The sequence below is a fragment of the Pedobacter sp. KBW01 genome, assembly GCF_003852395.1.
Classification (GTDB): Bacteria; Bacteroidota; Bacteroidia; order Sphingobacteriales; family Sphingobacteriaceae; genus Pedobacter.
Genome location: NZ_QAJQ01000007.1, coordinates 290,920 through 316,187 on the forward strand (window position 1 = coordinate 290,920; position 25,268 = coordinate 316,187).

At 44.7% G+C, this 25,268-nt stretch carries 1 protein-coding gene; it reads right to left on the minus strand.

Features of this window, described 5'->3' with window-relative positions:
* Positions 1 to 45: 45 nt before the first annotated feature.
* Positions 46 to 25,104: a Calx-beta domain-containing protein gene (locus DBR40_RS08020; protein ID WP_124559223.1), complete on the minus strand. Its 25,059-nt coding sequence runs from the start codon at positions 25,102 to 25,104 to the stop codon at positions 46 to 48.
* Positions 25,105 to 25,268 lie beyond the last annotated feature (164 nt).

A 25,268-nucleotide genomic window follows, 5' to 3' on the forward strand; every position in this document is an offset into this window, starting at 1 on the left:
TAAAGTAGGGTCTGGTTTAAAAACCAGACCTACTAAGCCTCTTATCTATTTTTTAAACGCCCGGATTAATGTAATGTAACCTTTAAATACTTCGTACTGATCGCTGCCTGCTTTTTTAACGCGCAACAGGTAGTAATAAGTACCTTCGTTTAATCCCTCTCCTGTCCAGTTGTTCTGGTAACCTTTAGCACGGAACACCTCGTTACCCCATCTGTTTACAATGGTAAGTTCGTTGGCCTGGTACTGGTTGATGCCCAGAATTTCGAAGGTATCGTTAATACCATCGCCGTTTGGCGTAAACAGGTTCGGAATGGTAAGTCCGGCGAAGTTGGCGGTTAAGGTTACCCCAGCTACGTTGGTGTAATATCCGAAAGCATCTTTTACGCGGTAACTAAACGTATCATCGCCGGTATAGCCAGGATCAGGTCTGTAGGTAATGCTACCATCTGCATTTACAACCACTTTACCATGTTTAGGTTGAACCATAATTTCTACCGTTAACTGATCGAGGGTAGAATTTCCAGGATCATCGTTAGCCAGTACATTAATGGTTACCGGTTTATTGGCAACAGTTCCGCCTTCATCATCAACTGCTTTTGGCGATTTAGGCACCGTGATCACAGTTGCTGTATTATTGCCATCAGATGTTCCGGAAATATCAGAAACGTTAGCGCCACCAGTAGTTTTGGCGTTTACGCTTGCGGTGTTGGTTACTGTACCTAAATCCTTATCGGCCTGGGTTAAAGTATACACCTCAACATTGGTAACTGTTGCTCCAGGAGCAAGTCCGCCGGTAACAATGATAGCCTTATTGTTTAAGCCCAGCTTAGCATCGGTTAAAGTAACGGTATTTAAAGTAACCGCACCTGTGTTTTTGATGGTAAAGGTGTAGGTAACTTTGTTGCCGCTAAATGATGCCGTTTTAACCAGGGCAATTGCGCCCGAACTCTGGATTACCGTAACGGTTGGCGTATCATTATTTTCGGCCGTTCCGGATACATCTTTTACCGTAACATTTGCCGGTGTTTGTGCCGCAATGCCAGCCGTATTGGTAACGCTACCCGCATCCTTATCAGCCTGAGTTAACTGATACACATAACTATCGCTTACAGTTTCACCCGGAGCCAATGTTCCAGGAATTACCCTGTTTAAGCCCAGTTTAGCATCGGTTAACGTAATAATATGCAAGGTTACATTGCCTGTATTTTTCACAGTAAAGTTGTAGGTGATGCTATTTCCATCACTGCTTAAAGTACCTGTTTTAACCAAAGTAAGGGTTGATGCCGGAGCGATTACCGTTACTGTAGCATCATCAACAGCCGTTGTATTCGGATCATCAGATTTTGGTTTGTTTAAAGTACCACCATTTGGTGTTTGGGCAGTTGCCGAAGCCTGGTTGCTAAACGAACCGGTATTTACCTCAGTTAAAGTAACCGTGTGCTTAGCCGTAACTGTTACGCTGGCACCTGGCAATAAGCTCGCAATTCCAGCTGGTAAGATCGATCCTGCATCGGCACCCGCATCAGAAACAGTAACATTTGTTAAGGTTACATTACCTGTGTTGGTTACTACAATGTTGTAATTAATCACATCGCCTGCTTTGCTTACCGCATTGGTAGCTACTTTGGTTAAACTCATGGCCGGAGCGGCAACCAGGGTTACATTTACCGGAATAGTTACGGTAGTTGTCCCTCCTTTACCATCACTTACGATTACGGTAAAGCTATCAGCACCGCTATAACCCGCAGCCGGGCTATAGGTATAAGTACCATCGGCATTAACTGTTACCGTACCATGCGCAGGAGGCGTACTTACGGTGAAAGTAAGCGGATCACCGTCTACATCGCTGGCAGTAATGCTGCCGTTAACCGTAGTATTTTGTGGCGTAGTAATGGCTGGCGCAGTTGCCACAGGCACATCGTTAACCGGATTTACCGTTACCGAAATACTTACCGTAGTTGTGCCCCCTTTACCATCACTCACGGTTACCGTAAAGGTATCTGTACCATTATAGTTTGGAGCAGGTGTATAAGTATAGGTACCATCAGCATTTATTACAACTGTACCATGAGCAGGTGGCGTAGTTACCGCAAAGGTAAGCGGATCGCCATCAGCATCGGTCGCGGTAATTTTTCCGTTGGCCGAATTATCTTCATTGGTAGTAATGGCTGGTGCCGTAGCCACAGGTGCATCGTTGGTAAAATTAACCGTTACCGAAATGGTTACTGTGGTTGTGCCCCCTTTACCATCACTAATCGTTACGGTGAAAGTATCACCCCCGCTATAACCTGCATTTGGAGTATAGGTATAAGTACCATCGGCATTAACCACCACAGTACCGTGCGCAGGCAATGTGGTTGCGGTATAAGTCAGCGGATCGCCATCAACATCGGTTGCGGTAATTTTACCATTTACCGGGGTATTTTTGGCGGTTACCAGGAACGGTGCTGTTGCCACAGGCGCATCGTTCACCGGCGCTACTGTTACCGAAATAGTTACTGTAGTTGTACCGCCTTTACCATCACTTACGGTTACGGTAAATGTATCTGTACCGTTGTAGTTTGGAGCAGGTGTATACGTATAGGTACCATCAGCATTAACCACTACTGTACCATGTGCAGGTGGCGTAGTTACCGCAAAAGTAATCGGATCGCCATCAGCATCTGTAGCGGTAATGGTTCCGTTCACCGCATTATCCTCGTTTGTGGCAATAGCTGGTGCAGTAACAACCGGAGCAACGTTTGTTGGATTAACCGTTACTGGTATAGTTACCGCAATTGTACCACCTTTACCATCGCTAATCGTTACCGTAAAGCTATCAGCACCGCTATAATTATTAGCAGGCGTATAAGTATAGGTACCATCGGCATTCACTACAACAGTTCCGTGTGCCGGTTGCGTAGTTACGGTGAAGGTAAGCGGATCGCCATCTACATCGCTAGCGGTAATGGTTCCGTTAACCGGTGTATTTTTATTGGTAACAACAGCTGGTGCAGTTGCAACCGGCGCATCGTTTACCGGCGCTACTGTTACCGAAACAGTCACTGCAGTTGTGCCTCCCTTGCCATCGCTTACGGTTACAATAAATACATCTGTACCATTATAATTTGGTGCAGGCGTATAAGTATATGTGCCATCAGGATTAACTACCACAGTACCATGCGCTGCTGGCGTAGTTACTGTAAAAGTAAGTGGATCGCCATCGGCATCGGTTGCAGTAATTGCTCCATTCACAGCGTTATCCTCATTAGTGCTTAGCGCAGGTGATGTAGCCACAGGTGCACGGTTATCTCTGATGTTAACTGTAGCAGGTGTAGTGTTGGCTACGATTAATGCATTGTTGGTAGCTGCATTCATCGTTAAAATTACCGTCTCATTTCCTTCGTTAATGTTATCATCAAGTACAGGAACGGCAACTGTTACCATGGTTTGTCCGGCAGGGATAGTTACCGTAGTACCGATAGCTGTATAATCGGCACCGCTGGTTGCTGTACCACTTACCGTGTAAGTAATTTGCGTAGCTGTTGTTGATACATTACTTAAAGTAAATGTAAACTGGCCTGCTGTTGCAGGTTCAGCGCCATCGGCTGTTGCAGTTACAGTAACCGTTGTATTCGTTCCATCTAAAATATTGATGGTTGCCGGAGCATTGCTTACTATTACCGAAGGGTTATCAGAGAGTGTTAAAGTAGCAATTACGGTTTCTGATCCTTCTACAATGGAGTCGCTCAATACCGGAATGGTAATGGTTGCGGTAGTTTGACCAGCCGGAATGGTAATGGTTTTCGTTACAAGAGTACTGTAGTCGCTGCCTTCGGTTGCGGTACCACCCAAAGTATAGGTAATATGCGTATCGGTAGCCGAAGCTTTACTCAACGTAATATTGAACGTTCCGTTAGTCTGGCCACTTTCGTTACCATCTGTTCCGGCGGTGATGGTTGCTACCGAAGCATCGTTATCTACAATGGTAGTAGTTGCCGTATTGTTGGCGATGGTTACTAAGCCTCCGGTTACATTGCTGATGCTTGCATTAAACGTTTCGCCGGTTTCAACAATATTATCGTCGTTAATTGGCACAGTAAACGTTAAAGTACTATTGGCAGCAGCACCTGCAGGGAAGGTTAAAATTCCGCTGGTTGCGTTATAATCTAAGCCCGCAACTGCGGTTCCATTGCTTGTTGCATACGCTACGGTGAATGCATTTTGAACTGCATTACTTAAAGTAACCGTAAATGTAGCCGTTCCAGCCGACTCGTTAACGGTTGGCGTACCAGATATACTTACCGTTGCGGCATTGTTATCGGTGATATTAATGGTTGCCGGCACATTGCTTACTGTTATTGCAGGGTTACCCGAAAGGGTTAATGTAGCAGTAACGGTTTCATTACCTTCAAGCAGTGCATCGCCCAGAACCTGAATACTGATTGTTCCGGAAGTTTGACCTGCAGGAATAACAATGGTTTTGGTTACAATAGTACTGAAATCGCTACCCTCTGTGGCGGTACCACCTAAAGTATAGGTAAGCTGCGTATCGGTTGCCGATGCTTTACTTAATGATACCCTGAATGTTCCGTTTGCCGGACCGTTTTCATTACCATCAACTCCAGCTGCAATAGTAGCTATTGAAGTGTCGTTATCGGTAATGGTAGTTGTTGCGGTAGCTGTACCAATGGTTACCAGTCCGCCGGTTACATTGCTGATTGTAGCGCTAAATGTTTCGTCGGCTTCAACAATATCATCGTTGTTAACAGGAACAGTGAATGTTAAAGCTGTTCCAGCAACAGCACCTGCAGGGAATGTTAAAGTTCCACTGGTTGTTGTGTAATCTAAACCAGCTAATGCAGTCCCATCATTTGTGGTATAAGCCAGGGTGAATGCATTTTGTACAGCCGTGTTTAGCGTTACGGTAAATGTAGCTGTACCTGCCGACTCATTTATGGTTGGCGTGGTAGAGATACTTACGACTGCACTGTTGTTATCGGCAATATTAATGGTTGCCGGAACATTACTTACCGTAATTAATGGGTTACCCGATGAAACTAAAGTAGCGATAACAGTTTCATTACCCTCTGCAATGCCATCAGTAAGTACCGGAATAGTAATTGTTCCGGTGGTTTGACCTGCAGGTATGGTAATGGTTTTGGTTACAATTATACTGTAATCAGCCCCTTCTGTTGCCGTTCCTGTTAAAGTATAAGTAAGCTGTGTATCGGTAGCCGACGGATTATTTAAAGTAATGGTAAATGTGCCGCTAACTGGTCCATTTTCATTACCGTTTGTACCGGCTGTTACCGTAGCAATAGAAGAACCGCTATCCGTAATATTTACTGTTACAGGTGTAGCACTTGCAATAATTGCGGTATTATTGGTAGCTGCATTCATAGTTAAAATCACCGTTTCGGTTCCTTCAACAATGTTATCGTTCAATACAGGTACTGATACCGTTGCCGTAGTTTGTCCGGCAGGGATGGTTACCGTGTTACCAATTGATGTGTAATCGGTTCCACTAGTTGCTGTTCCGCTAACACTATAATTAATTTTGGTATCGGTTGCAGATACATTACTTAGCGTAAAGGTAAACTGACCAGCTGTTGCCGGTTCGGCACCATCAACAGTTGCTGCCACAGTTACAATCGCCTGTGTATTATCGGCAATATTTATGGTAGCTGGCGTATTGCTGATACTTACCAACGGATTTCCGGAAGTTACCAGGCTAGCCACAACGGTTTCGGCGCCTTCAACAATAGCGTCTGTTAATATCGGAATCGTAATGGTTCCGGTAGTTTGGCCTGCTGGAATGGTGATGGTTTTGGTTACAATGTTACTGTAATCGCTACCTTCTGTTGCGGTTCCGGTTAAAGTATAGGTAAGTTGCGTATCGGTAGCAGCAGGTTTGCTTAAAGTTACAGTAAAGGTTCCATTAACAGGACCGTTTTCGTTCCCGGCTGTACCTGCAGTAATGGTAGCTACCGATGCATCGTTATCGGTAATGGTTACTGTAGCTATTCCATCATCAATGGTTACCAGGCCACCGGTTACATTACTGATTATACCATTGAAAGTTTCGCCAGGTTCGGCAATGTTATCATCTATAATCGGAACGGTAAAGGTTAAACTTGCACCGGCAGCCGACCCCGCAGGGAAAGTTAATTTTCCGCTGGTAGCTACATAATCCAAACCTGCAATTGCAGTTCCGTTAGATGTGTTATAATCAACACTGAATGCATCCTGTACCGATCCGCTTAGGGTTACGGTAAAGGTGGCCGTGCCCGCAGCCTCATCTACATTGGTTTGGAAAACTGAGATACTTGCAGAAACAGCATTATTATCTAAAATATTAATGCTTGCCGGAGTATTGTTTACCGTTATCATTGGATTATTGGTACCGGCCAAAGTAACTACAACTGTTTCTGTTCCTTCTACAACAGCATCGCTTACCACCGGAATAGTAATGGTTCCGGTAGTTTGACCAGCTGGGATGGTAATGGTTTTGGTAATGGCGCTGTAGTCGCTACCTTCTGTTGCTGTACCGCCAACTGTAAAAGTAATCTGCGTATCGGTTGATGAAGGATTATTTAAGGTTACCGTATATGTTCCGCTAACCGGGCCATTTTCATTACCGTTTGTTCCTGCAGTAATAGTCGCTACTGAAACATCGTTATCGGTAATTGATACCGTTGCAGCAGAAGTACCCAATGTAACCACTTCACCTGTAACATTACTTAATGCCACACTGAATGTTTCGGTTGGTTCAACAAGGTTATCATCGTTAATTGGAACGGTGAAAGTTAAAGTTGCACCTGCCGCCGAATTTGCAGGGAAAGTTAAAGTCCCGCTGGTAGCGGTAAAATCAGTGCCCGAAGTTGCCGTACCATTTACCGTAGCGTAATTTACAGTAAAGCTGTTTTGTGTAGCGTTACTTAAAGTTACCGTAAATGTAGCGGTACCTGCATTTTCGTTAATTACCGGTGCGCTAGAAATGCTTACACTTGCCGCATCAGCATCGGTAATGCTTACGATAGCAGGTGTATTATTAAGTGTAATTGCCGGATTGTCAGATGCTGTTAAGGTAGCAATAATTGTCTCAGTACCTTCAGCCAAAGCATCGGCCAATACCGGAATGGTAATTGTTGCCGTGGTTGCACCCGCCGGGATAATAATTGTTTTAGTTACGGCGCTGTAATCGGCACTTTCGGTCGCTGTTCCACTTAAAGCAAAGGTTAAGGTTGTTGGTGTAGCCGATGGATTGATTAACGTGATATTAAATACGCCGTTTATTAAACCATTCTCATTTACATTAGTGCCCGCGGTGATGCTCGCCACTGCGCTATCGTTATCGGCAATAACTACTGTTGCCGGGCTTGTACCAATCGCTACATCTGCCCCAACTACATTGCTTAAGCCTACAGTAAACGATTCTGAATTTTCAATTAAATGATCATCGATAATCGGAATTACCACATTAAGTATAGTGCCTGCAGCCGAATTTGCCGGGAAGGTTAAAGTTCCGCTGGTAGCAGTATAATCCAATCCTGACAGCGCTGTTCCGTTTGCTGTTGCGTAATCGACCGTAAAGCTATTCTGAACCGCAATATTGAGCAGTACAGACAAAGTAACAGTACTCACTCCTTCATTAACACTTGGTGCACTGATCGAGATACTTACGTTAGCGGTATTGGCATCTAATAAATTGATGCTGGCCGCTGTTCCGTTAACACTTATCGCCGCATTATTCGAAGTACCTAAAGTAGCCACAACTGTTTCGATACTCTCAGCCACAGCATCAACAATTACCGGAATAGTAATCGTTGCGGTTGTTTGTCCGGCCGGGATGGTAATGGTTTTGGTTACGATATTGGCGTAATCTGTACCTTCAGTTGCAGTACCTGCCAAAGTATAGGTAAGCTGCGTATCGGTTGCTGACGGATTGCTCAGCGTTACCGTAAATGTTCCGTTAACCGGGCCACTTTCATTTCCGTTTATACCCGGAGTAATGGTCGCCACAGCGGTATCGTTATCGGTAATGCTTACCGTTGCTGTTGATGTTCCAATGGTTACCAATCCGCCAATTACATTACTCAAATTAGCACTAAAGGTTTCGGCTGGTTCAACAATGTTATCATCATTAACCGGTACGGTGAATGTTAAGCTGGTACCTACTGATGAATTGGCCGGGAACACTAAAGTTCCGGCGGTCGCGGTATAATCTAAACCTGCAGTTGCTGTTCCGTTTGCAGTATTATAATCAACACTAAACGAATTTTGTACTGCAGTATTTAAAGTAACGGTAAAGGTTGCTGTTCCGGCAGCTTCATTTATAACAGGTGTGGCAGTAATACTCACTGTTGCCGTGTTGTTATCTAAAATATTAATGCTTGCCGGTGTATTATTTACGCTTATCAATGGATTATTTGAAGTACCCAAAGTAACCTGAACGGTTTCTGTTCCTTCTACAATGGCATCGGTTAATACCGGAATAGTAATGGTTGCCGTAGTTGCACCTGCCGGGATAGTAACGGTTTTAACCACTGGCGAGTAATCGCTTCCTTCAACAGCTGTTCCGCCTACAGTATAAGTAAGCTGTGTATCGGTAGCCGATGCTTTACTTAAGGTTATGGTAAATGTTCCATTAACCGGGCCGTTCTCATTACCCGTTGTTCCAGGTGTTACAGTTGCAATGGCGGTATCGTTATCGGTAATATTAACGGTTGCTGGTGTTGTACTTGCTGTAATTGCCGCATTATTTGTTGCGGCAGTCATGGTTAAAATAACCGCCTCTGTACCTTCAACAATTTCATCGTTTAATACAGGCACACTTACTGTTGCAGTTGTTTGTCCGGCTGGTATGGTTACCGTTGTACCTATTGCCGTATAGTCAGTTCCACTGATTGCGCTTCCGCTAACTGCATAGGTTACCTGAGTATCAGTTGTAGATACATTACTTAAAGTAAAAGTAAACTGACCTGCAGTAGTAGGCTCTGCCCCATTAGTTGTTGCTGCTACAGTTACGGTTGCAGTAGTATTATCGATAATGTTAATGCTGGCAGGTGTGTTGCTTACGCTTACCAGCGGGTTTGTAGCAGTAGTTAAGGTAACCACAGCGGTTTCCATTCCTTCTACCAGGTTATCGGCCAATACCGGAATGGTAATGGTTCCGGTAGTTTGTCCGGCGGGGATGGTAATGGTTTTCGTTACTATTGTGGCATAGTCACTTCCTTCAACCGCTGTACCCCCAATGGTATAGGTTATGGTTGTTGGTTGCGATGACGGCTTGCTTAAGGTTACGACAAAAGTTCCGCTAACCGGGCCATTTTCAGCACCATTTATGCCTGCAGCAACTGTTGCTACCGATGTATCATCATCAGTAATATTTACAATAGCCGGGGTTGCACTTGCTGTAATTGCTGCATTGCTGGTTGCAGCCTGCATGGTTAACACAACGGTTTCAATTCCTTCAGCAATGTTATCATCTATCACTGGCACCGTTACCGTTGCAGTGGTTTGTCCCGCAGGGATGGTAACCGTTGTACCAATTGCGGTATAATCAGTTCCGCTTGTAGCGGTTCCGTTAACCGAATAGGTAATCTGCGTATCGGTAGTAGATACATTGCTTAAGGTAAAGGTAAATAAGCCTGGGGTAGCAGGCTCTGCTCCGCTTGTTGTAGCCGCTACGGTTACTGTTGCCGTACTGTTATCGGCAATATTAATGTTTGCAGCAGTATTGTTTACCGTTACCAACGGATTACCTGAGTTGGTTAATGTAGCAATTACCGTTTCTGTTCCTTCTATAATCTGATCGGCCAATACCGAAATGGTAATGGTACCAGTAGTTTGACCAGCCGGTATGGTAATCGTTTTCGTTACAATAGTAGTATAATCACTTCCTTCGGTAGCCGTACCGCCTAAAGTATAGGTTAAGGTAGTTGGCACCGACGACGGGTTGCTTAAAGTAACAATGAATGTACCATTTAAAGGCCCGTTTTCGTTCCCTGGCGTTCCTGCTGTGATGGTCGCTACCGATGTATCGTTATCAGTAATATTAACCGTTGCAGGTGCCGTACCTGCAGTAATAGCAGCATTACTTGTTGCGGCTACCATGGTTAAAATTACTGTTTCTGTTTCTTCAGCAACATTATCATTTAATACAGGTACACTTACTGTTGCTGTGGTTTGTCCGGCAGGGATGGTTACCGTTGTACCAATTGCAGTAAAGTCTAAACCACTTACAGCTGTTCCGCTTACGCTATAGGTAATTTGGGTATCAGTTGTAGCCGGATGGTTTAAAGTGAAGGTAAATAAACCTGGTGTTGTTGGCTCAGCACCATCAGTCGTAGCGGCTACAGTTACTGTTGCAGTAGTCGCATCGTTTATGTTGATGCTTGCAGGCGTATTGTTTACTGTAATTTGCGGATTGCCAGAAGTAGTTAAGGTTGCAATAACCGTTTCCGTTCCTTCTACCAAATCATCGGCCAGTACCGAAACAGTAATGGTACCCGTGGTTTGACCAGCCGGGATAATTAATGTTTTGGAAACAAACGGTGTGTAATCGCTTCCTTCAGTTGCAGTTCCTCCTAAAGTATAGGTAATCTGCGTATCGGTTGATGATGGTTTACTTAAGGTTACGGTAAATGTTCCGTTAACCGGACCATTCTCATCGCCCGGTACACCTGCCGAAATAGTTGCAATTGAACTATCGTTATCTAAAATAGTAGCGGTTGCGGTTGCATTACTGATTAACACTACCCCACCGGTTATATTACTTAATGTTGCGGTGAAGTTTTCAGTCGCTTCTACAATACCATCATCGGTTACCGGCACGGTGAATGTTAATTTATCGCCTGCGGCAGAATTTGCAGGGAAATTTAATACACCACTTGTTGAGGTATAATCCAATCCGTCGATCGCAGTTCCGTTAGCAGTAGCATAATTCACACTGAATGCATCCTGAACAGCATTATTTAAGGTTACGGTAAAAGTAACAGTCCCATCGCCCTCATTAACTGAAGGTGTTGTGGTAATACTTACACTTGCAGTGTTGGCATCGAGGATATTAATAGATGCCGGAGCAGCATTAATGGCTATTGATGGATTCGAGGTATTTACCAGGTTCGCTACTACAGTTTCTATACTTTCCGTTACAGCATCTGCCAATACCGGAATCAAAATGGTTCCGGTAGTTTGACCAGCCGGAATGGTAATGGTTTTGGTTGTAATGGTTGCGTAATCATTTCCTTCAGTTGCTGTGCCACCTAAAGTATAGGTAATCTGCGTATCGGTTGATGATGGCTTGCTTAAAGTTACGGTAAAGGTTCCGTTAGCAGGTCCGGTTTCATCGCCGTTTGATCCTGGTGTAACTGTAGCAACCGAAACATCGTTATCGCTAACCGTTACGGTAGCAGAGCTATTCGCTATGGTTACCAATCCACCGGTAACGTTACTTAAGATACCATCGAAAGTTTCGGCTGGTTCAACCAGGTTATCGTTATTAATGGCAACACTAAATGTTAAGGTTGCACCGGCAGGAGATCCCGCAGGGAAAGTAAGGGTACCGTTTGCTGCGGTATAATCCGATCCGATACCTGCTGTTGCCGTTCCGTTTACAGTTGCGTAATCAACCGTAAATGCATTTTGTACTGCATTACTTAGGGTTACGGTGAAAGTTGCCGTTCCATCTGCTTCGTTTATACTGGCTGGTGTTGCCGAGATACTTAGCGTTGCAGTATTGTTGTCGGTAATATTGATGCTTGCAGGAGCATTGCTTACTGTTACCAGTGCATTTGCCGAAGTTGCTAAAGTAGCAATTACCGCTTCAGTTCCTTCTACCTGGGCATCGGCCAATACCGGAATGGTAATGGTGCCAGCGGTTTGACCAGCCGGGATGGTAATCGTTTTGGTGCTAATAGCGGTGTAATCGCTTCCTTCAGCTGCCGATCCGCCTAAAGTATAGGTAATAGTGGTAGCTTGCGAAGAAGGGTTACTTAACGTTACGGTAAAGGTACCATTCACCGGTCCGTTTTCGTTACCGGCAGTACCTGCAGTGATGGTGGCCACAGCGGCATCGTTATCTGCAATATTAACTGTTGCCGGTGTTATACTTGCTGTAATTGATGGATTACTGGTTACAGCGGTCATGGTTAAAATCACCGTTTCATTACCCTCGGCAATGTTATCGTCTGATACAGGAACAGAAACTGTAGCAGTTTTCTGACCAGCCGGAATAGTTACCGTTGTACCAATGGAAGTATAATCGGTTCCGCTGGTAGCAGTTCCGTTAACAACATAAGTAATCTGTGTATCGGTGGTTGCCGCATTACTTAAGGTAAAAGTAAAAGTACCTGGCACAGCAGGCTCGGCACCATCGGCAGTTGCCGCCACTGTTACCGTAGCAGTGGTATTGTCGCCGATATTAATGCTGGCTGGTGTATTACTTACGGTTACTGCAAAGTTATTGGTGCTTGCCAATGTAGCAATTACGGTTTCAGTACCTTCTACCAGAGCATCAGTTAATACCGGAATAGTAATGGTTGCCGTGGTTTGACCCGCAGGTATGGTAATGGTTTTGCTTACGATACTTGCGTAATCGCTTCCTTCGGTAGCTGTTCCGCCTAAAGTATAAGTAAGCTGCGTATCTGTTGCCGATGGATTGCTTAAAGTAACCGTATAAGTACCACTAACAGGGCCATTTTCGTTACCTGTTGTTCCTGCCGTGATGGTCGCTACCGATGTATCGTTATCGGTAATAGTTGCCGTAGCAGTATTGATAGCAATGGTTACCAATCCACCTGTTACATTGCTGATGGTGGCCACAAAAGTTTCGGCTGGCTCAACAATGTTATCGTTTGTAACCGGAACGGTAAAGGTTAAAGTTGCCCCTGCTAAAGATCCGGCAGGGAAGTTTAAAGTTCCGGTGGTAGCGGTGTAATCGTTACCTGCGGTAGCAGTTCCGTTAGCTGTTGCATAATCAACACTAAAGCTTGCCTGCACGGCTCGGTTTAAAGTTACCGTAAAGGTTGCGGTGCCTGCTGCTTCATCAACACTGGTTGGAGTTGCTGAAATACTAACCGTCGAAGCATCATTATCGTTAATGGTTCCGATTCCCTCCGCCTGCGTAATGGTAAGCGGAGCAGTGGCAGCACTTAATGTTGCCTTGAAACTTTCCGCGCTTTCGGTAACGTTATCATCAGTTACCGGAATAAGGATGGTTTGTGTTGCACCGGATACAGATCCGGCAGGGAAAGTAACCACGCCGGTTTTAGCCGTATAATCGGCACCAGCAATAGCGGTGTTATCTGCAGTGCTGTAGTTTATCGAAACTGCATCCTGTACATTACCGGTTAAAGTTATGGTGAAAACCATATTACCGACACTTTCGATGGCCGATGTATTGGCAATCGCCACACTAGCGGCATCATCATCGGTAATGGTTGCTGTTCCGGTAGCACCGGCGGCAGGAATAGTTACGGTTGATCCCGCTCCTACACTATTCAGCGTTAGGGTAAATGTTTCAGCCAATTCGGCGATGTTATCATTAATTAGCGGAATGTTGATGGTTTGCGTTGCACCACTAAGCGAACCAGCCGGGAAAGTTACACTGCCTGTTGTGGCAGTATAATCGGTACCAGCCAAGGCCGATCCGTTTGCAGTTGCGTAATTTACAGTAAATGCATTTTGAACATTACCGGTTAAAGTTACCGTAAAAGTTGCATTGGTACCATTTTCGGTTACCGAAACATTACCAACACTTACCGTTGCATTATCGTTATCGTTAATGTTTACGGTTGCAGGCGCTGTGCTTGCTGTAATAGCCGGATTGCTGGTAGCCGCCACCATCGTTAACACAACGGCTTCAGTTGGCTCAACAAAGGTATCATCAAGTACTAGAACCGGTAGAGTTACACTGGTTTGTCCGGCCGGAATAGTTACCGTTGTACCTAAAGTGCTGTAATCCGTTCCGCTGGTTGCTGTTCCGCTCACTGCGTAAGTAATTTGGGTATCGGTTGTAGCAACATTGCTTAACGTAAAGGTAAACAAGCCCTGTGTGCCAGGTTCGGTCCCATCGTTAGTGGCCGAAACGGTGATCGTTGCAGTGGTATTATCATTTATGTTGATCGTTGCGGTTTTATCAGCCGGACTCGGCGCTACCGTTACCAGGGCACTGTTCGTAGCTACAATTGTGGCCACTACAGTCTCTGTTCCTTCAACAATAACATCGGTTTTAACCGGAATGGTAATGGTTCCGGTGGTTTGCCCGGCCGGAATGATAACGGTTTTGGTAGCAATGGCATCATAATCGGTACCTTCTGTTGCTGTTCCGCTCAGGGTGTAGGTAATCTGTGTATCGGTTGACGACGGATTACTTAATTTAACGGTGAATGTTCCGTTTGCTGGTCCGTTTTCATTTCCGTTAGTACCTGCAATAATTGATACAGTTGCTGCATCGTTATCGGTAATAGTTGCAGTAGCGGTAGCATTACTGATTACCACTACCCCACCTGTAATGCCGCTTAATGTAGCCGTAAAGGTTTCAGAAATTTCGGCTATGTTATCGTTATTGATTGGAACGGTAAAACTTAATACTGTACCCGCAGCTGCATTGGCCGGGAAGTTTAATGTTCCGCTGGTTACCGTGTAATCTAGTCCCGCAGTTGCAGTTCCATCAGCTGTGCTGTAATTTACACTAAACGCATTTTGAACCGCATTATTTAAAGTTACGGTAAAGGTTGCAGTACCGGCCGACTCATTAACGGTTGGTGTTGTGGCAATACTTACACTGGCAGTATTGGCATCGATAATGTTGATGCTTGCCGGAGTGGTATTTACCGTTGCTGCACTATTTGAGCTAACCAAAGCCGCAATTACAGTTTCGGTGCTTTCGGTAAGCGCATCGGCCTGAACGTTGATGGTAATGGTACCTGTGGTTTGACCCGCCGGAATGGTAATGGTTTTAGTGGCAATTGTACTATAATCACTGCCTTCTGTAGCCGAACCGCTTAAAGTATAGCTAAGCTGTGTATCGGTTGATACCGGATTGCTTAAGGTAACTACAAATGTTCCGTTTATTGGCCCGGTTTCGTTTCCGTTTATGCCCGCTGCAATGCTGGCCACAGCCGCATCGTTATCGGTAATGGTAACCGTAGCGCTGGCCGTTGCAATGCTAACCAAACCACCGGTTACGCCGGTTAAAGTTCCGTTAAAGGTTTCGCTTGGCTCAACAAGGTTATCGTTATTGATAGGCACATTAAAGGTTAAGGTAGTACCTGCCGCAGCATTTGCCGGGAAGTTTAGCGTTCCACTGGTTGCGGTATAATCGAGACCTGCCGCTGCCGTTCCGTTTGTGGTAGCATAGGTAACATCGAATGCATTTTGAACTGCACTGTTTAAAGTTACCGTAAAGGTGGCTATACCTGCAGCTTCATTAATGCTGGTTGGTGTAGCCGAAATACTCACTGTTGCAGTATTATTGTCGAGAATATTAATGCTGGCTGTTTTATCGGCTGGCGCTGTGGTTACGTTAACCAAAGAACTGTTTGTAGACAGCAGATTGGCAATAACCGTTTCAGTTCCTTCAACCAGGACATCGGTTTTAACCGGAATGGTAATGGTTGCCGCCGTTTGGCCTGCCGGAATGGTAATGATTTTGGTCGCAATGGCATCGTAATCGGTACCTTCTACCGCAGTACCAGCTAACGAATAGGTAACCTGCGTATCTGTAGCCGATGGATTACTTAGGTTAACGGTAAATGTTCCGTTTACAGGTCCGTTTTCATTTCCGCTGGTACCTGCCGTAATAGTTGCCACCGAAGTATCGTTATCGGTAATGGTTGCCGTAGCTGTTGCAGTAGCAATGGTTACCAGGCCGCCTGTTGGGTTACTTAAGGTAGCCGTAAAGGTTTCGGCTGGCTCAACCACATTATCGTTGGTAATTGAAACCGTGAAAGTTTGGATGGCACCCGCCACCGAGCCTGCCGGGAAAGTTAGTGTTCCATTTTTAGCGGTATAATCTAATCCGGCTGTTGCTGTACCATTTGCAGTAGCATAATCAACCGTAAATGCATCTTGAACCGCATTATTTAAAGTTACGGTAAAAGTGGCTGTTCCTGCAGCTTCATCATAACTGGTTGGTATTGCCGAAATGCTTACGGTTGCAGGGTCGTTATCGGTAATGGTAGCTGTACCAGTTGCGGTAGCAATGGTGGTAAGTCCGGTTATTCCAGAAAGTGTAGCGGTAAAGGTTTCGCTTGTTTCGGTAATGTTATCGTTAATAACCGGAACGGTAAAGGTTTGTGTTGCGCCACTTACCGATCCTGCCGGGAAAGTAACTGTACCAGTTGTTGCGGTATAATCGCCTGGTTGAACAGCAGTACCATCGGCCGTTGCAAAATTAACGATAAAACTATTTTGTACCGCACCGGTTAAGGTTACTGTAAAAGTAGCCACACCACCATTTACATTTTCGACCACTGTAACATTGTTAATGGCTACTGATGCATTGTCGTTATCGGTAATTGATGTAGCAACACTTGCATTACCCAAAGATGCCGGGCCGGCTATTGATCCGATAGATACGGTATAACTCTCCGTGCTTTCCAGGATATTATCATCAACAATGGTAACCGGGAAAGTAATGGTACCACTTGCTGCGCCTACAACTGCCCCTGCAGGGAAAGTAATGGTCGAACTTGTAAAGTTATAATCGGCTGCATTGCTGGTATTAGGCGTAATCGCTGTTACCACAGTAACCGGTGAAGCCAGTGTTGTACCAGGCGTACCGGTAAGCGTAACGGTATAATTAACCGTACCTGCATTTTCGTTAACTAAAGCAGGTCCTGACAATACAACTGTTGGGTAAATGCTCACATTAACCGTAACCGGATCGCTCACTACCCCATCGACAGTGGTTAAAGTATAGGTATAGCTATCTGTTCCGGTATAACCTGTATTTGGTGTGTAAGTTACTTTTCCGGTTCCATCAACAGTGGTTGTACCATGTGCTCCGTTACCAGCCAATACAGTGGCATTAGTTGCACTTGCACCATCATTGGCTTTAACATCGGTAGTTACCGGTGTATTTACCAAAGTATTGATGTTGTCGGTTACCCCTACCGGTTTAACCGAAATGATGAAAGTTTGCGATGCGCTTTGGTTTACTCCGCCATTTGCAGTACCTCCGTTATCGTTTAATACAACTGTTACCGTAACCTTACCTGTAAAATTAGCGGCAGGCGTGTAAGTTAAATTACCTGAAGCATCGATAGCTGGTTGTACTGTAAATGCAGCATTATTGTTATTGGTCAGACTAAAGTTTACCGTTTGCGTGGCCACCTCATCAGTTGGTCCGGCGGCAATAGCCGAAGCCCAGTTGTTTACGGTTTGTGCACCGGTATTGGCATTAATAAGCTGGTCGGTACCTTTTACAAAAGATGGTGCGTCGTTTATTGGATTGATGGTAATGGTAACCGTTTTAGCCGCTGTAGCGTAAACTGTTCCGTCAAATCCATTCCAGTTAAAGTTTGCCGCGCCATTAAAATTGGCATCAGGCGTAAAGGTTATTTTATCTAAATCAGCGCTGTTAATTTCTTGTCCGGCGGTAATATTTATACCGTTTAATTTAAGCAGGCCATTAGCTGGCAGGCTTACCACCTGAATTTTAGTTAAAGCATTATTTTCGGCATCGGTATAGTGACCGGTAAAATCGGCAGGTACAAAAGGTATAACCGTATCTTCATTTCCGGATTTGTTAAAGTTATCTACAACCGGTGGATCATTTACTGGAGTAACCGAAATATTAACTGTAGCAACTGACGAGTATGAAGTGCCGTCGCTTCCAGCCCAGTTAAAGCTCACATTTCCGTTAAAGTTTAAGGCAGGAGCAAAAACCAGATTGGCAATATCCGATGCTAAAATTTCCTGACCGGCGGTTATGGCCGATCCGTTTAGCAGCAGTGTTCCCTGTGTATTTGGAGGAAGGTTAGACAACTGGATTTTGGCCAATGCATCGCCTTCCAAATCGCTAAAGTTGCTGCTAAAATTAGTCAGCGTAAACGGCAGGTTAACATCTTCAGCAGTAGTTAAGCTGATGTTGTTAATGGTTGGGATATCGTTAACTGCCGCAATAACAATATTTACATCATTTTGTGCAGTTGCATATGCTGTACCATCGCTACCATTCCATTTAAAGGTAACTGCGCCATTAAAGTTAGGTGCCGGAACAAAGGTGATGTTTGCTAGATTAGCCGCAGTTATTTCCTGACCAGCAACAATATTGGTTCCATTTAATTTCAATACCCCCTGTGCGGCCGGTGGCAAGGTTACGATCTGGATTTTGGCCAGTGCATCGCCATCCGCATCGGTAAACTGATTGGTAAAATCGCTGGCTGTAAAGGTTAAAGTTACATCTTCAGTACCTGCTTTCGGTACGGCAGTAATTACCGGGTTATCGTTAACCGCGGCAATATTAATGTTTACATTAGCCGGTGTAGCTGCATAAGCAGTACCATCGCTACCATTGTAGCTGAATGATACATTTCCATTAAAGTTAGCTGCTGGTACAAAAACTAGGTTGGCCAAATCTGCGGTTGCAATTTCCTGTCCCGCAGTTACATTAACGCCATTTAGTTTAAGCAAACCTTGCGCTGCCGATGGTAAACTTAACACCTGTATTTTAGCCAAAGTACCATCAACATCTGTAAACTGGCTGGTAAAATCAGCAGCAGTAAAAGTAACATTGGTATCTTCAGTTCCGTTTTTAGTCACATTAGCTACTGTTGGAATATCGTTAACCGGCTGAATGCTTAAGGTTACTGTTTTGCTATCGGTTAATGCCGGCCCACCGGTATTGCCCTGATCGTTTATTCCTACTGTTAGGGTAACATTACCATTTGCATTGGCTGCAGGGTTATAAGTTACTTTGCTGGCTGTAATAAAAGCATTAACAGCTGCTGTACTTCCGGTAATGGTTATGCTGTTGGTGCCAGTTCCTGTAACTGCAATACCTGCTTCGCTGGTAGCGGTTAAAGTACCCTGTCCTGCAGGCACGCTTAAAGTGACCACTTCATTCAGGCTACCTCCGTCGGCGTCGGCAAAACTGATTCCGGTTAATGCTTTTGGCGTATCTTCTACCAATGAAATTGAAGCAGGTACCGTAGCTACCGGAGCAATGTTATAATCTTCACGCCAATCCCTTTCCGCAGTACCCGGTGTATCTAAATTAGGGAATGAAGCAGGTGTTTGTCCGTTAGTTGGATTATAGGCCGCATCATTATTATCGAACGCATCATCTAAACCATCTTTATCAGCATCTGCACCCACAGCTACTACATTGGCTACTCCGTTATTATCCGTATCATAAGCTTCTATCGTATCGCTATCGCCATCATTATCCGAATCTAAATCCAAATAATCGGGCTTACCATCACCATCTGTATCTACAGGAACCAGACCAGTTCCATAAGCATTATCTATACCATCCTGATTGGTATCAGTACCCGAAGGTGCAATATAGCCGGCAGTACTTTGTGCTTCGATATTATCCGAAATACCATCACCATCTGAATCAAGATCCAGGTAGTTCGGAATGCCATCTCCATCTGTATCGGTGGTACCTTCTACAGAATCTTTAATACCATCGCCATCCGAATCCAGATCAAGGTAATTTGGAATACCATCACCATCTGCATCTTTTACGGTCATTGGTGTACCTGAAGGATCGCCAGCCAAAGAACCAGTAAGGTTATTGTAGTCATCCACAATATCTACGATACCATCATTATCAAAATCGTTGGTTAAACCGGTACCTACTTTTCCATCGCCATCGGGATCAGGGCCTCCGTTTTCGGTTACATCAAAAATGCCGTCACCATCAGAATCTAAATCCCTGAAATTCGGAATACCATCACCATCTTTATCTGGTGGGGTATAGCCTCCGTTAGCCGCTAAAGGAACACCATTGGCATCAACATCTGAGGGGCCGATTAAACCAATGCCAGGTAAACCGTTGTTATCAGGATCAGAACCACCGGCTTCAATCACATCCGGAATGCCGTCACCATCCGAATCCAAATCGTGGTAGTTAGGCAAACCATCGCGGCCACCGTCATCGGTAAAACCATCTACCGTATCTAAAATTCCGTCGTTATCATCATCTAAATCAATACCGTCAGGCACACCATCCCTATCGTAATCTGATGTTGATCTCCAATCCCTGTCACCACCCGGTGTCTGCGTATCGGGCATCGAAAGGGGCGTTTGACCAGCGTTTGTAGCGTAACCTATAGGACTGGTATTGCCATTATCGTTATCATAAATATCAGCCAATCCATCGCCATCTGCATCCGGCAATAAATCCATAATGCCATCGGCACCAGCAGCGCCGGTTTGGTTATTTTTTACGTCAACCTCTAAAGAACTATTTACTGCGTTTTCAAGCCAATCCCTAAATCCGTCATTATCGGCATCTGTATCTACGTAATCGGGCGCACTACCTCCATCAATGTTTGAGTAACCTGAAACGGCGCCGCCATTGTTTACATCATAAGCATCATCAATACCATCACCGTCGGTATCCAGGCCTTTTGGTGCCACGTATAAACTTGTAGGCAAGCCTTCAATATTATCGATAATTCCATCGTTATCATTATCAATGTCCAGGTAATTTGAAAGTCCGTCGAAATCGCGATCCTGATTAAATAAGGTGCTAATGGTTACAAAATCCGGATCATTCAAATCTGAAAGTCCATCTTTATCCGCATCAACTATCGCCCCTGTACCAATAATACCATCGTTTTCACCGTCAATAATGTAAAATGCTGCTTCGTAAGTATCCGGAATTCCATCACCATCCGAGTCAAGATCAAGGTAGTTTGGTTTGCCATCTTTGTCTTTATCCTGAATAACCAGTGCTGTACCACCAGCGGCCGGATCTAAAGTATCGATTAATCCGTTTCCGTTAACATCTGCAAATGCACCTGTACCAAATTTACCATCTTTATCAGGATCATTGTTAGGATTTCCATTCGATTCTATGGCATCAACAATACCATCGTTATCCGAATCTACATCCAGGTAATTTGGAATACCATCGCGGTCAAAATCAGCGGTTCCTTCAACTGTATCTAAAATACCGTCATTGTCGTCGTCGAGGTCGACGCTATCTGGCACCCCATCGCGATCAGAATCGATAGTTAGGTTGACTACATTAGAAATTACGCTCGCACAGGCATTATCGCTTTGGGTAATCAAAACCCGGTACTTGTAACCTTCCATGGTGCTGTTTACCCCCGTAATGGTTAAGGTATTGGTTGTTGCCCCGCTATATAAACTGCTGTTGGAAATATTGCTAAAGCTTGTACCATTATTGGTGCTTACCTGCCACTGATATTGGCTGGTACCAGTACCACCTGTGGTGGCTACATTTAAGGTAACATTAGATAAAGCCCTTACATTTTGGTTAACTGGCTGAGTTGTGATGGTACTCGCTGTACCCACGGTAATGATTACCGGCGTTGTAGCTGCCGACTGGCAGGCAACTCCGTTTAAGGTTGATACCGTTGTTCTGCGGTATTGGGTAGTTTGGGTTAAAGCACCCGGCGTATAAGTTGCAGCGTTTGCACCACTAATGATATTCCAGGTGGTACCGTTGGTAGAATTTTCCCATATATAAGTTATTGTGCCTGCTCCTGTTCCACCTGTGGTAGAACTGATCGGGGCTGGAGCAGTATTGGTACAGATGGTTTGGCTGGCAGCAATTGCTCCGACGGTAACCGCGCTCTGTACGTTTACATCAAAGGTAAATGTGTTACCACTACAGTTATCCAACACCGGTGTTACGGTGTAGCGAACGGTTGCAGTGGCAGCCGAGCTGTTAACCAGAGTTTGGCTAATTGGCGCACTAACGGCTGTTGTACCATTACTAAAGCCGGTAACATTGCTTCCGCTAATCAGGCTGGCTGTCCAGGTATATTTTAAATTGACAATATTGCTTGTAGGCGTTACTGAGAAAGTGCCATTGCTACATAAAGTAGGCGGATTTGCAGCCGAAGCAGAAATATTTGGCCCAATAACTACTGTGATGGTAAAAGCAGTACCCGCACAACCTGCATTGGTTGGCGTAACGGTATAAACCGCGGTAGCTGTAGTAGTTCCGGTATTGGTTAAAGTTTGTGAAACAGAGCTGGCAGCAGTGCCTGAAGTTCCACCAGTAACCGTACCACCTGATATGGTGGGAGCCGACCAGCTATAAGTGGTACCTGCAGGAGCATCTACCGGGGCAAAATTGAAAGAGCCCGATACACATAAATTATAGCTCTGGTTAGCAATACTTGGCCTGGTAGTTACACTGATGGTTACCGGCGTTGATGATGCTTCTGCACAACCTCCACCTGTTACAATTGCCCTGAAAGAAGTTGTAACGTTAAGGTTGGTATAATTTAAAGTAGTTGAGGTGGTATTAGGCAAATATGTACTCCAGGTGGTACCGTTATCGGTAGAATATTCCCACCTTACCGGGGTAGCTGTGGTATTGCCCAATGTTAAGGTTCCGTTACTGCCGCTACAAACCGGCGAAGCACCTGTAATGGTTCCGGTAGAAGTAATGGTAATGGTATGGGTAGCCGTTTTAGGCGTACAACCTGCTGCAGTTGCAGTAATGGTTGCGGTACCCGAAAACACAGGCGAAAAAGTAACCTCACCAGTTGTAGCGTTAATTACTGCCTGCGAACTGGTAGTATTGATACTGTAGGTAATACTAGTTGCGTTAGTTGCAGTTGCCGCATAGGTTTGCGTACCCGCTCCCTGGCACCTGGTAGAACTGCTTCCGGCAGTAAATACCGGCGTACCTACCAAGCCATTTACCTGTATGGTTCCCGATGCCGATACGTTAGGGTTTCCACCTGTGGTGGTTACGGTATAAACCTGGGCACCGCTAGTTGTTGCACTTGGTGTTCCGGAAATAGTAAGCACCTTGGTACTTGTATTATAACTGGAGGTAACACCGGCCGGCAAACCCGTTACATTAACATTTGTTGCTGTACCGCCAATAGAATAGGTAATATTGGTAATGGCCGAGCCTATACAAATGCTTTGAGCATCGGTAGAAGCAGCAGAAGTTAAAGAAATAGCTGTAGTCGGTGTTGTACTGATGGTAACAGCATCATTTGCGGTGTTAGGATCGGTTTGTGTTCCGGTTATGGTAGCCGTGTTGCTATAATCGCCAGAGGCATTTACCTTAGCCGTAATTACCAGCGTAGCTGATGCATTTGAGCCTAACGAACCCACGTTCCAGAGACCAGTACCGCTCGTATACGATGTTCCGGCAGATGCAGTGTGGCTTACGTAAGTATAGCCCGATTTTAGTAAATCGGTTACTGATACCCCAAGCGCAGTCCCCACACCAATATTACTGGCAGTTACGGTAAATTTTATTGATCCGTTTACTGCAGGAGTTGAATTATCTACTGTTTTGGTAATTGCCCTGTCAACATTACATAAAGCTACGGTTACAGGTAAAGATTGTGCACTTGTACCACAACTTAGTCGCGAGGTAATGGTATATGTTCCTGATTCGGTTGGGGTATAACTATTCCCGGTTGCACCAGCAATTGCAACCCCATTAAAGTACCATTGGAATGGCGCAACGCCCGAGGGATCGGCAGTTAAGGTTGCACTACTACAAGTTGGTTGGGTTAGGGTTGGTTTCAGCGCCTGCTCGGGCAAAGGTGTAATAAAATTAGACATGGAATAACCACCACCACTTTGTACCATGGCAATGTTCATCCTGGTAGCACTTGTAAAGGTTAAGGCTGCCGGTGTACCAATGTTCGTATTGGTAAAATCGATAATATAATTCCCGGTACTTCCCAGTTGTCGCCTTACGCCAACACCTGCAATCGATTCTAAGTCGGTATTGGTATAATTGGTAGTACCACCAGTTGTGGTTAAAAATACCTTATCGGTTGCACTCTTAGTGGTGATATAGCCAAAATATGGCAAATCTCCCCCACCACTGCCCCTAAATTTATAGGTTTTGGCCACCAAACTACCTCCACATGACGTTACCGGAGCCAATGTAAGCATATCTACCTCACATCCATCTGCTGTACCTGAATAGGCTACTACATTCTTAGTTGCCAAAATCCTTGATGTACTGTATTGACTTCCTGAAACACCGTTAACGATGGTTACAAAACTACCCGCCGCAACTAAATTATAAGTATTTGTTGAGGTTAAAGTACCATTAGCATTATAATTGGTTACGGTTAAAGTGGTGTTCGCTTGTGTAGCCACAATTGTGGTCTGCTCTGCAGTAGAATTACCTGCACTTCTAATTACCAGGTACTCGCTCCCCAAAGAGGTAACAGGTGGTACCGGGTTAAAAACACCATCGCCGCAGCCTGCAGGTGCATCTAAATTAGAGCCCGAATTCATCACTACAGGAGCCGAACTTTCTACTAATCCACCAATGGGAGTTTGAAAAATATAACTTTGTCCAACATTTAAAGTAGTGATAGCCGTTCCGTTTAATTTCACAGTGGTATTATTTTCAACAGCCATTACACTGTACACCACATTACTTAAGCCATCCCTATAATAACCTACCCTGAAAGAAGTACCAATAGCCGCATCTCCAAAACTGAATAGCGCCGAATTTCCTTTAATATTGGCATCAGTGTAGGCATCAGAAGCCACATTCCGGATGTTTACCGTAATCGGATTATTACCTTCTACAATAATTCCACGATCGTTTAATATGGTATTTAAGGCATTGGCCGAAACTGTATTTGGATTCCCTACGAAGCGATACACAGCAGGTGCTGTTGGCGTTGGCGTAAGCGTAGTAACCAGCGTTCCATCACTTTTCTTTACCGTTACCGACGTTCCCGATGTGTTGGTGGTAACCACCAGCTCGTTGGCCTGGCTCCAGTATTGCCAAGGAGCCGGAGCAATATAATGGGTTTTATAAGTTTGTGCTTTCGTTAAGCCAATATTGGCAAGCAAAAACAACATTAAGAAAACTAAAAAGCGACTAAAACGGCTTGCCAGTGGTTTAAAAAAAACAAAAGTTTTAGACAAAGAAAGGCACAAGGAATGAGAAGGTAAATTTTTATTCATACACGGGAGATGATCGTCATAATTGAAAGAGCACTGTTGCAATAAATTTATTTCGTGCTATTCCACATTCCCATACTTACGTATTCTTAAAACCTGTGGTTTTAAGAAAATAATAAATTTTTACTCATTGCTTCAATCAGCTGCAAAGATATATTATTAAGTAT